This window comes from Streptomyces inhibens (genome assembly GCF_003389455.1).
GTDB classification, from domain to species: Bacteria; Actinomycetota; Actinomycetes; order Streptomycetales; family Streptomycetaceae; genus Streptomyces; species Streptomyces inhibens.
The window spans coordinates 1-10200 of the sequence record NZ_QUAC01000407.1; the positions used below are offsets into that span (position 1 = coordinate 1).

9 protein-coding genes and 1 pseudogene are annotated in these 10200 nt (G+C 72.4%); 2 read left to right on the top strand and 8 right to left on the bottom strand.

Features of this window, described 5'->3' with window-relative positions:
* Positions 1–60 precede the first annotated feature (60 nt).
* Both dapC and fdxA read right to left on the bottom strand, forming a co-directional pair.
* A complete protein-coding gene (dapC, locus tag DY245_RS36075; RefSeq protein WP_128511314.1) occupies positions 61–1221 on the bottom strand; it encodes a succinyldiaminopimelate transaminase in 1161 nt (386 codons plus the stop codon).
* A 177-nt stretch (positions 1222–1398) separates the two neighbouring features.
* Complete coding sequence (gene fdxA / locus DY245_RS36080) at positions 1399–1719, bottom strand: ferredoxin (protein ID WP_018089397.1); 321 nt, start codon at positions 1717–1719, stop codon at positions 1399–1401.
* A 140-nt stretch (positions 1720–1859) separates the two neighbouring features.
* On the opposite strand from fdxA, the gene DY245_RS36085 reads away from it, so the two are divergent.
* Both DY245_RS36085 and DY245_RS36090 read left to right on the top strand, forming a co-directional pair.
* The gene (locus DY245_RS36085; protein ID WP_128511315.1) at positions 1860–2879 is read left to right on the top strand and encodes a GNAT family N-acetyltransferase; all 1020 of its coding nucleotides are present in this window, start codon (positions 1860–1862) and stop codon (positions 2877–2879) included.
* A 17-nt stretch (positions 2880–2896) separates the two neighbouring features.
* Positions 2897–3757, top strand: coding sequence for a transglutaminase-like domain-containing protein (locus tag DY245_RS36090; RefSeq protein WP_128511316.1), 861 nt, complete (start codon positions 2897–2899; stop codon positions 3755–3757).
* Here DY245_RS36090 and DY245_RS36095 read toward each other — a convergent pair.
* From DY245_RS36095 to DY245_RS36120, 6 genes and pseudogenes are all read right to left on the bottom strand, one after another.
* On the bottom strand, positions 3724–4812 hold the full coding sequence (locus tag DY245_RS36095) for a PP2C family protein-serine/threonine phosphatase (protein WP_244943488.1): 1089 nt from the start codon (positions 4810–4812) through the stop codon (positions 3724–3726). The genes DY245_RS36090 and DY245_RS36095 overlap by 34 nt on opposite strands.
* Before the next feature lie 164 nt (positions 4813–4976).
* Entirely contained in the window at positions 4977–5579 is a 603-nt protein-coding gene (locus DY245_RS36100) for a response regulator transcription factor (protein WP_181924029.1), read from the bottom strand.
* Between the two features lie 157 nt (positions 5580–5736).
* Positions 5737–6990: a sensor histidine kinase gene (locus DY245_RS36105; protein ID WP_244943489.1), complete on the bottom strand. Its 1254-nt coding sequence runs from the start codon at positions 6988–6990 to the stop codon at positions 5737–5739.
* 10 nt (positions 6991–7000) lie between these two features.
* On the bottom strand, positions 7001–7738 hold the full coding sequence (locus DY245_RS36110; protein WP_128511318.1) for an ABC transporter permease: 738 nt from the start codon (positions 7736–7738) through the stop codon (positions 7001–7003).
* On the bottom strand, positions 7735–8733 hold the full coding sequence (locus tag DY245_RS36115; RefSeq protein ID WP_128511319.1) for an ABC transporter ATP-binding protein: 999 nt from the start codon (positions 8731–8733) through the stop codon (positions 7735–7737). Before DY245_RS36115 ends, DY245_RS36110 begins: the two co-directional genes overlap by 4 nt.
* Before the next feature lie 204 nt (positions 8734–8937).
* Positions 8938–10200, bottom strand: a pseudogene (locus tag DY245_RS36120) (hypothetical protein); the annotation flags it as partial.

The following is a 10200-nucleotide window of genomic DNA, read 5'->3' on the forward strand; positions in this document are numbered from 1 at the left end:
CAGGGGCCCGGGGAGTTCGCTCTCCCCGGGCCCCTGCGCGCAGTCGTACTCAGCCGCTGCTCACTCCGCCAGGCGGCGCACCGCGGCGTCCACCCGCTCGTCGGTGGCGGTGAAGGCGATCCGTACGAACCGCTCCCCCGCGGCGCCGTAGAACTCGCCGGGGGCGACGAGGATGCCGCGCTTGGCGAGATCGCCGACGGTGTCCCAGCAGGGCTCGTCGCGGGTCGCCCAGAGGTAGAGCGACGCCTCGCTGTGCTCGATGCGGAAGCCCGCGGCCTCGAAGGCGGCGCGCAGCGCGGCGCGGCGGCGGGCGTAGCGCTCGCGCTGCTCGGTGACGTGGACGGTGTCGCCCAGCGCCGCGACGGTGGCGGCCTGGACGGGCGCCGCGACCATCATTCCGCCGTGCTTGCGGATCTCCAGCAGTTCGCCGAGGACGGCCGCGTCGCCGACGAGGAAGGCGGCGCGGTAGCCGGCGAGGTTGGAGCGCTTGGAGAGCGAGTGGACGGCGACGATGCCGTCGTAGGAGCCGCCGCAGATGTCCGGGTGGAGTACGGAGACCGGGTCGGCCTCCCAGCCCAGTTCGAGGTAGCACTCGTCGCTGAAGAGCAGCACGCCGTGCTCGCGCGCCCAGGCGACGGTGCGGCGCAGCGCGTCGGCGCCGAGCACCCGGCCGGTGGGGTTGGACGGCGAGTTCAGCCAGAGCAGCTTCAGACCGCTGGGGTCCAGGTCCCAGGGATCGTCGTAGACGACCGGCTCGGCGCCGGCCAGGCGGGCGCCGACCTCGTACGTCGGGTAGGCCAGCCGCGGGTAGCCGACCTTGTCGCCGGGGCCGAGGCCCAGCTGGGTCGGCAGCCAGGCCACCAGCTCCTTGGAGCCGACGATCGGCAGCACGTTGGTGTGCTCCACACCCTGGGCGCCCAGGCGGTCGGCGGCCCAGCCGGTGAGCGCGTCACGCAGCGCGGCGGTGCCCCACACCGTCGGGTAGCCGGGGCTGTCGGCCGCGCCGGTCAGCGCCTGCTGGACCACCGCGGGGACCGGGTCGACCGGGGTGCCGACGGACAGGTCGACGATGCCGTCGGCGTGTGCGGCGGCGGTGGCCTTGTACGGCTCCAGCCGGTCCCAGGGGAAGGCGGGAAGACGGTCGCGAAGCGACTCCCTGGAGGGGTGGTCGCGGAGCGACGCGCGGCGGGAGACGGGCTGGGAAGACGATGCTGCGCCCACGGTGCTCTCTTTCTCAGTGGTGCGGGGACGCCGGCAAAACGCCTCGGTCCCGTACGGCAAACAGCCGTACGGGACCGGGCGGCGCCGTACGGCTTCTCCCGGCTCACGCTGGGAGGTACCCCGACCGACATCGGAGGCAAGAGGGAGCGGGCGGGCTCCCCCTTGGTCCTCGGGTCGTTACTGGTTCTGCGGCGGCAGCGCTGCGATGAAGGGGTGGTCGCGCTCGATCAGGCCGAGCTTGCTGGCACCACCGGGCGAGCCGAGCTCGTCGAAGAACTCCACATTCGCCTTGTAGTAGTCCTTCCACTCCTCGGGGGTGTCGTCCTCGTAGAAGATCGCCTCGACCGGGCAGACCGGCTCACAGGCACCACAGTCGACACATTCGTCCGGGTGGATGTACAAGGACCGGGAGCCCTCGTAGATGCAGTCGACCGGGCACTCCTCGATGCACGCCTTGTCCTTGACGTCGACACAAGGCTGCGCGATGACGTAGGTCACGCTGTCGTTCCTCCTCGGTAGGGCCGGCGGACCGATTGGCAGTACCGCCGCAGGGCGCGCGGGAGCGCGGCGTCGTCGATGCCCGCCACCTAGTATCTCCGTTCCCGGGCACGAGACGAACAAGAGGGGCGGTTTGATCGATGGAATTCCTGGCCGGCGGTCGCGCGGAAGTCCGTATCACCCGTGCTGACGTGGGCAAAAGGGTATCCGTCCGGCGCCTGACCGGCGGCGGGGCGGGCGAACCGGCGTTCACGGACGTGGTCGGGGTTCTCACATCATGGGACGAGGGTGTGCTGAGCATCACACGGCGCAGCGGCGAGTGCGTCGGGATCGAGGAGTCGTCGCTGGTCGCGGCCAAGGTGGTCCCCGCGGAACCGGCCCGCAGGAAGGGGCCGGTGGCCACCACCCGTGAGCTCCAGCAGGTCGCGGCGCGCGGCTGGCCGGCGCTTGAGACGGAGCGTCTCGGCGAGTGGACCCTGCGGGCGTCCGGGGGCTTCACCCGCCGGGCCAATTCCGTACTGCCCCTCGGGGACCCCGGGGTTCCGCTGGATGCGGCGCTGGAGCGGATCGTTCAGTGGTACGGCGAGCGCGGGCTGCCGCCGGTGATCGTGGTCGCCACCGGGCGCGCGGACGCCGGCGACGAGCTGGCCGCGCAGCTGGCGGAGCGGGGCTGGACCGATGAGCGGCACACCACCGTGCGGATCTCGGCGCTGGCACCGCTCGCCGACACCGCGGCGGACACCACCCCTGTCGCGCTGACCCGGGAGCCGGGCGCGGACTGGCTGGCCCTGTACAACCGGACCGGCGAGACCGGCGGGCCCACGGCGGACGCGCTGAAGGTGCTGACCGGCGGCCCCTCGGTGTGGTTCGCGACGGTACGCGGCGCGGGCGGCGGGACGGCGGCGATCGGACGGCTGGTCGTCGACGGGCGCTGGGCGGGTTTCGCGGCGATAGAGGTGGACCCGGCCGAGCGGCGTCAGGGGCTGGCCACGCTGGTGATGGCGGCGCTTGCCGAGCGGGCCCTGGACGAGGGCGCCTCGGCCGCATATCTGCAGGTCGAGACGGACAACGCGGGCGCCCTGGCGCTCTATGACCGGCTCGGTTTCACCGACCACCACGGCTACCACTACCGGCGTGCCCTGCCGGGCGGCCGGCGCTGAACGGGTATCCCTCTCGTATGCCCCAGGAACCCGAGCCGGAGCCGGGCGGTGGCCGTGCGGCGCGTCGGCAGCAGTTCGCCGAGGCCGCGCGCGAGGAGCGGCCCGACCTGGCGCTGCTGTGCCTGCTGCTCGCCGCCGAGGCCGATCCGGCGCTGGACGAGGCAGGCATCGACGAGGCGCAGATCGAGCTGGACCGACTGGCCGGACTGCTGCCCTACTCCCCGGCCGGCGGCCCCGGTGCCTGGGCCCGCAACCTCGCCGAGCTGCTCGGCACCCGGTGCGGCTTCGGCGGCTCGCCCGCCGACTACCGGCGTCTGGAGTCATCGCTGCTGCACGAGGTACTGCGCCGCCGCCGGGGCCTGCCGATCCTGCTGTCGGTGGTGTGGATGGAGGTGGCGCGGCGGGCCGGCGCACCCGTTTACGGGCTGGCGCTGCCGGGCCATTTCGTCGTCGGCTTCGGGGATCCCTCCGGTACGCATGTGCTGGCCGATCCGTTCGCGGGCGGGCGGCTGCTCACCGACGAGGACGCGGAGCTGCTGGTCGCGGGGGCGGCCGGCGGGCGGCCGACCGCGCGGATGATGGCGCCGGCCGATCCGCTGGAGATCGTGCTGCGGGTGCTCAACAACATCCGGGCCTGGGCGCAGGCGCGGCCGGAGCAGAGCGCGGTGCAGCTGTGGGCGCTGGACCTGTCGCTGCTGCTGCCGAGCCATCCGGCGCGGTTGCGCCAGGAGCGTGCCCAACTGCTGGTCCAGCGCGGCGAGTTCCTCGCGGGGGCGGCCGAGCTGGAGGAGTACGCACGGGTGGTGGAGGCCGTCGAGCCGGCCGGCGCGCTCGCGATCCGGCGTCAGGCCGCCGCGGCGCGCGCCATGCTCAACTGAGCGGCGGCGGGGGTGCGGCGGACGACCAGTGCGGTCGCATCGTCGAGGAGCTCACCACCGGTGAAGCGCTCCAGGTCGGCACGGAGCGTGCCGGCCAGCTCGGCGGGTTCCAGGTCCGTCCAGCCGGCCAGCCGCTCGGCCAGCGGGTAGAACTCGCCGTCCTTGCCGCGCGCCTCGGTCACCCCGTCCGTGCACAGCACGACCCAGTCCTTCGGCTCGGGGTGGACCCGTACGCTGCGGCGCGGCTCGCCGCTGAGCATGCCCAGGCCCAGCGGCAGCCCGCCTTCGCCTTCACGGCGCTCGTAGACCTTGCCGTCGCGCACCAGGTAGTACGGGATATGGCCGCAGGAGAGCACCCGGCCCTGCGCCGCGCCGACCGCGCCACGCACCTCCATCAGCAGCGCGGTGACGAAGCGCTCGTCGGTGCCCTGTTCGGCCGAGCGGGTGTTGTAGCGGGCCAGCGTCTGCTCCATGCGCTCGGCCACCGACTCCAGCGAGTCCTCGTAGTGCGCGGCCTCCCGGAACGACGCCAGCACCTCCATCCCCGCACCGATCGCCGGCATGCCCTTGCCCTGCACATCGCCGATCATCAGCCGCAGCCCGTGCGGCGTGTCGATGGCCTCGTAGATGTCGCCGCCGACGCGGGCGCCCTCCTGGGCGGAGACATAGAAGCCGTACGCCTCGACCGGACCCGCGCTGAGCGGCAGCTCGCGCAGCATCGTCCGCTGCACCGTGTCGGCCACCAGGCTCGTCCGTGCGTGCAGCGCCTCCCGCTGCAGTCGGGTGCGGCACAGCACCACGGAGAAGGACGCCACCAGGACCGCGCCGAAGACGGCGACGATCCGGCTGGCGAGGGCCCAGTCGGGCACCGTGTAGGTGTCGACGTACGTCAGACACACGAGGTAGACGGCCGCCACCAGGAGCGTCTGCCGGTACGAGCAGCGCAGCGCGGCGTACAGCGGAGCGATGCCCAGGAAGGCGGATTGGTGCAGCTCCGGGCCGATGTCGACCGCGTCCATGGTCGTGACGGCGGCGATCACGAGGATCAGCAACACGGTGGCGTGGCGACCGCTCGCCGGGGGACGATTGGCAGGCATAACACTTCAAGCCTGCGGGACGCCGCCCGACACCGCACAGGGGCGAAGGTCTCAGGGGGTGACGGGGCCGGTGGTCCGGGGGCGGGCCGCGGGGCTGGGGGCGGCGCTGGGAGTCGGGGTTCCTAGAGCCAGCCCTTGTCGCGGGCCGTGCGGAATGCCTCGGCGCGGTTGCGGGCGCCCGTCTTCTGGATGGCGGTGGAGAGGTAGTTGCGGACCGTGCCCTGGGACAGCTGCAGTGCGGCCGCGATCTCGGCGTTGGTGGACTCGGCGGCCACCCGCAGCACCTCCCGCTCGCGCTCGGTCAGCGGGCTGGCGCCGTCGGCCAGCGCGGCCGCCGCCAGCACCGGGTCGATCACCCGCTCACCGCGCAGCACCCGCCGTACCGCGTCCGCGAGCCGGGCCGCCGGGGCGTCCTTGACCAGGAAGGCATCGGCGCCCGATTCCATGGCGCGGCGCAGATAGCCGGGGCGGCCGAAGGTGGTGAGGATGACGATCTTCACCCCGGGCAGCTCATCACGCAGTGCGGCCGCCGCGTCCAGCCCGCTGAGGCCGGGCATCTCGATGTCCAGCAGCGCGACATCCACGGTGTGCGCACGCGCCGCCGGCAGCACCTCGTCCCCGCGCGCCGCCTGCGCGACGACCTCCAGGTCCGCCTCCAGCGACAGCAGCGCGGCCAACGCCTCCCGGACCATCGACTGGTCCTCGGCCAGCAGCACTCTGATCATGCGGGCCAGCTTAGGACGTACGGGCGTACGGGCGTACGGGCATGCGGCCCGCCGCACGGGCGCTCGGGCGCTCGGGCCGGTCCGGTCCAGCCCAGCCCGGCCCGGTGGGCAGGTTGCCGCGGCGGGTGCCAGGGCGCGTGACGGGCCCGGCCGGTTCCTACGTCGGGTCGTTGGCGGGCTCGGCAGGGGATATGTCCGGCGCGGGGGCGGCCTCGGCACCGGACAGGGTGGGCGCGCCCAAGGGGACATAGGCGCGCAGGGCGAAGCCGTGGCCTCGGGGGGCGGGGCCGGTTTCCAGGCGGCCGTCGGTCAGGGCGAGGCGCTCGCGCAGACCGCTGAGGCCGTTGCCGTCCTGCTGGGCGCGGGGCGGGCCGGTGCCGTCGTCGAGCACGGAAAGGCACAGACAGCGGCGCTCGTCGGCCTCCCACTCCTCGGTCAGCAGCAGCTCACAGCGGCGGGCGCCGCTGTGCCGTACGAGGTTGGTGACGGCCTCGCGCAGCGCCCAGGCCAGCGCGCCCTCCTCGTCGGCGGCGAGGCCGCGGTGCTCACCTTCCAGCGCCGGGTCGACGGTGACCGTGACCCCGGCGGTGCGCAGTGCGGCCCGGGCGCCGGCCAGTTCGACGACGAGCCGGGGGCGACGGTAGCCGGTGACCGCCTCCCGGACGTCGACCAGCGCCTGTCTGCTGACCCGTTCGATATCGGCGACCTGCCGGGCGGCGTCCTCGGGCCGGTCGGGCAGCATCCGCCCGGCCAGTTCGCTCTTGAGCGTGATCAGCGAGAGGGAGTGGCCGAGGAGGTCGTGCAGATCGCGGGCGAGGCGCAGCCGCTCGTCGTTGGCGGCAAGACGGGCGACCTCCTGGCGGGCGGCGCGCAGCTCCGTGCTCGTATGGATCAGATACTGCACCCCGACCATCATGAAGCCGCTGCCCAGCGCGGGCAGGCCGTAGGCGAAGAGGTAGTAGCCGCGGATCTCCGGATAGCGCGCCCCGACGGCGAGCAGCACCACGGTCACCAGCAGGATGGCCCAGCGGGACTCCCGCCAGGGCAGCACCACGGCACAGGCCACGCTGGTGAAGATGAACAGCACCAGCCACGAGAAGTCCAGCATCCACGAGAGCGCGGTGGACAGCGCCAGCATCAGAGCCGGCGCGCCATACCGCAGCGGGACGGTCATGTTCCGCCACATGTGCCGGAAGACCAGCACCAAGTAGGAGAGCACGAAGAGCGTGAGCCCCAGGCCGCCCCAGATCCGCTCGGCGGTGGAGACACCGGGCCGCAGCAGCTGCCCCACCGGCCCGGCCAGATACAGCAGCCAGACGCCGACCCACATCGTCTTGCCGACCGCCTGGCGGCGGTTGCGGGGTGCCTGCCCGATCCTCATGGGGCCGCCGGCCCCGGGCTCGCTCTTCATCTCCAGCGCCTCACGCCTTCCGGGTGTCCTTGCGGTACAGCCAGGCCGCGCCGCCGGCGAAGACCAGCAGATAGCCGGCCAGGATGGCGATGTCCTTCATGTGCGGTGCGCCGCCCGCCTCGACGGCGGTGCCGAGCGCCGCGTACGCATGCGTCGGGAGCCATTCGGCGATGTTCTGCACCCACTGCGGCAGAAGGGTCAGCGGCATCCACAGGCCGCCGAGGAACGCCAGGCCGAAGTAGCACAGCATCGCGATCGGCCGGACCGCGTCACCGGTGGCCATATAGCCGATGGCGACGCCCAGGGCAGCGAAGACGAAGCTGCCGAGCCAGGTGCCGGCGGCGATGGCGATCCACTGCCAGGCGTCGAGCCGTACGCCCTTGACGGCCGCGGCGACGATCATGACCAGCAGGATCGACGGCAGGCTGACGGTCGCGGCAGCGGCCATCTTGGCGGCGACATAGCCGCGTCCGGGCAGAGCCGTCAGCCGCAGTTGCCGCACCCAGCCCTTCTCGCGCTCCTTGGCGATGCGCTCGCTGTTGCCCAGCAGCACGGCGGTCATGGCGCCGAATGCTGCCATGGAGACCATGTAGTAGAGCCCCATGTCCAGCTTCATGCCGGGGATCGGCTTGCTGTCCGCACCGCCGGCGATGATCAGATACAGCAGCGGCGGATAGATCACCGAGAAGAACATGAACTTCTTGTTGCGCAGTGCGCGGATGATCTCCAGCTTGATCAGGGTGGTCATCGTGCCGTCTCCTCGTCGGTGGCGGGGGTCGCGTCGGACGCCGTGGTGATGGCGAGGAAGGCCTGCTCCAGGCCGAGGCCGGCGACTTCGAGATGGTGCGGGTAGAGGCCGAGGCCGTAGAGGGCGTGCACGGTCGCGTCGGCGTCCTGGGACTGGATGCGGACGGTCCGGCGGCCGGAGCCCGCGGCGGAGCCGCTGTCGGACACGGCCAGGGAGGTCAGGAACGGCAGGCCGTGCAGCGCGTCGCGGTCCACCGGCTCGTCGAGGTCGAAGGTGATCCGGCGGGCGCCGGCCCTGGACTTGATCTCGGCGGAGGTGCCGTCGGCCAGCACCCGGCCGCGGTGCAGCACGATCACCCGGTCGGCGATCTCGTCGGCCTCTTCGAGGTAGTGCGTCGCGAACAGGACCGTACGGCCCTGCTGGGCCTGCCGGCGCATCGCGCCCCAGAAGGTCTGCCGGGCCGAGACATCCATGCCGGTGGTCGGCTCGTCCAGCACGATCAGGTCGTTGGCGCCGGCGGTGGCGAGGGCGAACCGCACCCGCTGCTCCTGGCCGCCGGAGAGCTTGTCGACCATGCGGTCGGCTATATCGGTGATGCCGGCGGTGGCCAGGATCTGGTCCAGCGGATAGCCGCGCGGATGCAGATCGCGGGCGAGCTCGACCAGCTCCTTGACCTTGACGCCCTCCATCAGGCCGCCGCTTTGCAGCATCGCGCCGACCTTGCCCTGCTCTATGGCGCGCTGCGGGGTCGTGCCGAACAGGGTGACGGTGCCGGAGTCGGCTTTGCGCAGCCCGAGGAGCAGGTCGAGGGTGGAGGACTTGCCCGCGCCGTTCGGGCCGAGGAGGGCGACGGTCTCTCCCGGATGCAGCTCCAGATTCAGGTCGGCCACCGCGCGCACCGCGCCGTAACTCTTGTTGACCTGCCGGAAGCTGACCACGGGTGCCCGGCCCGCCTCCTGGGCTGTGGTGGCTTCGGTGGTCGCTGTGGTCGTCATGCCTTTGAGCTTCACGGATCCGCGAAGCGCACGGCAGTGTCGGGTGTATGCACTCTGCCATGACATCTGTCATGGGTGAGGCCCCCTAGGGGCCTTCTCGGGGTGCTCCGAGAAGACGCCCTGCGGGGGCCTCATACCTGCGGTTTCGCGCCGTGCGGCGGTCAGTTGCCGTACGTGGTGGCGGTCCGTCGGGACGGGCGGCGGTCAGCTGCCGTTCGTCCCGATGGTCTGGATCCGCTCGGCCGGAGTGGTGCCGAGCAGGGCCTTGCCGACCGCGCTCGCCACCTCCTCGACGCTGACCGGGTGCTTGGAGCCGTCGCCCTTGGCCACCAGGACACCGTTGAAGGTGTCGCCGTAGAGCTGCTTGAGGGCGGGCCGGTCGTAGTACGGCACCAGATCGCCGTTGACGATCTTGAAGGACAGGAACTTCGGGATGGACTTCTGCGGGCTGAAGGAGACCGCGTGCGTCGCGTCCGTACGGACCGTCACCAGGCCGGACATCGCGGGCTCGGCGAACTGCTTCATCGCCTTGTCCACCGCGGCCTTGCTGACCTGCGGCTGCTGGGTGCTCGCGGCCAGCACCACCGGTGTGTCGGTGCCGGTCGTGGCGCGCTCGCGGTAGGCGTCGGCGACCTTCTCCTTGGACGCCTTCACATCGATCGCCTTGTGGGGCGCGCCGTAGTGCGGCACCGCCTTGCCGTTCTCGAAGGTGATCCCGCCGTCCTGGGCGGCGCCCGCGGGCCCGGCGACATTCTGCAGCGCGATCTGCAGCTTCTCGTCGTCGACGATCATCGCCGGCTTGGCCGTACGGTCGACGCCGAACAGCGAGCCGATGACGGAGACCGGGTTGTAGTCCCGGCCGGCCGCGTTACGGACCGTCATCTGCGGATCGATGTCCAGGCCCGCCTTGGTGGGCTGGAGGGTCACGGACTTGCCGTCGACGGTGAGCTTGAGCGGCGCGGTGCGACGGTCCTTGAGCGCCGCCTCCAGCTTCTTGACGGCCGCTTCCTTGGTGGTGCCGCCGATGTCCACGCCGAGCGCGGTGGTGCCGTTGGGCACATCGGCGTGGTCGAGCAGCAGACCGGCCCCGTAGGCGACGCCGGCCAGCACCACGACGGCGACGCCCAGGAGAACGAGCTTGTTGCGGCCCTTCTTGGGCGGGTTGATCGGCTCGGGGATCTTGGGCCGCGGCTTGGGCGCCGCGCTCTCGCCGGCCGGGGCCGTCGCGAACGGCGACGGCGACGACGGGCCGTCGGCCCCGGGGATCTTCGGGATGCCGCTGACCAGAGTGTCGCCGGAGACCCGGTCGGGGCCGCCGAGGGCGCCGTTCTGCGGGCCGCCCTTGGGACCGTTCTTCGCCCCGCGCTTGCCCTTCGGGGCGCCGGGCGCCGGGGCGCTCGGGCCGCCGGGCAGTCCGCCGGCGATCCCGCCGCCGGCACCGAGGCCGCTGCCGGGCCCGGCGAGCGG

What these genes read in the sequence shown, in the direction of transcription:
- DY245_RS36085 (WP_128511315.1), top strand. Translation starts at nt 1,860, where the DNA reads ATGGAATTCCTGGCCGGCGGTCGCGCGGAAGTCCGTATCACCCGTGCT.
- DY245_RS36090 (WP_128511316.1), top strand. Translation starts at nt 2,897, where the DNA reads ATGCCCCAGGAACCCGAGCCGGAGCCGGGCGGTGGCCGTGCGGCGCGT.
- DY245_RS36100 (WP_181924029.1), bottom strand. Translation starts at nt 5,579, where the DNA reads ATGATCAGAGTGCTGCTGGCCGAGGACCAGTCGATGGTCCGGGAGGCG.
- DY245_RS36105 (WP_244943489.1), bottom strand. Translation starts at nt 6,990, where the DNA reads ATGAAGAGCGAGCCCGGGGCCGGCGGCCCCATGAGGATCGGGCAGGCA.
- DY245_RS36110 (WP_128511318.1), bottom strand. Translation starts at nt 7,738, where the DNA reads ATGACCACCCTGATCAAGCTGGAGATCATCCGCGCACTGCGCAACAAG.
- DY245_RS36115 (WP_128511319.1), bottom strand. Translation starts at nt 8,733, where the DNA reads ATGACGACCACAGCGACCACCGAAGCCACCACAGCCCAGGAGGCGGGC.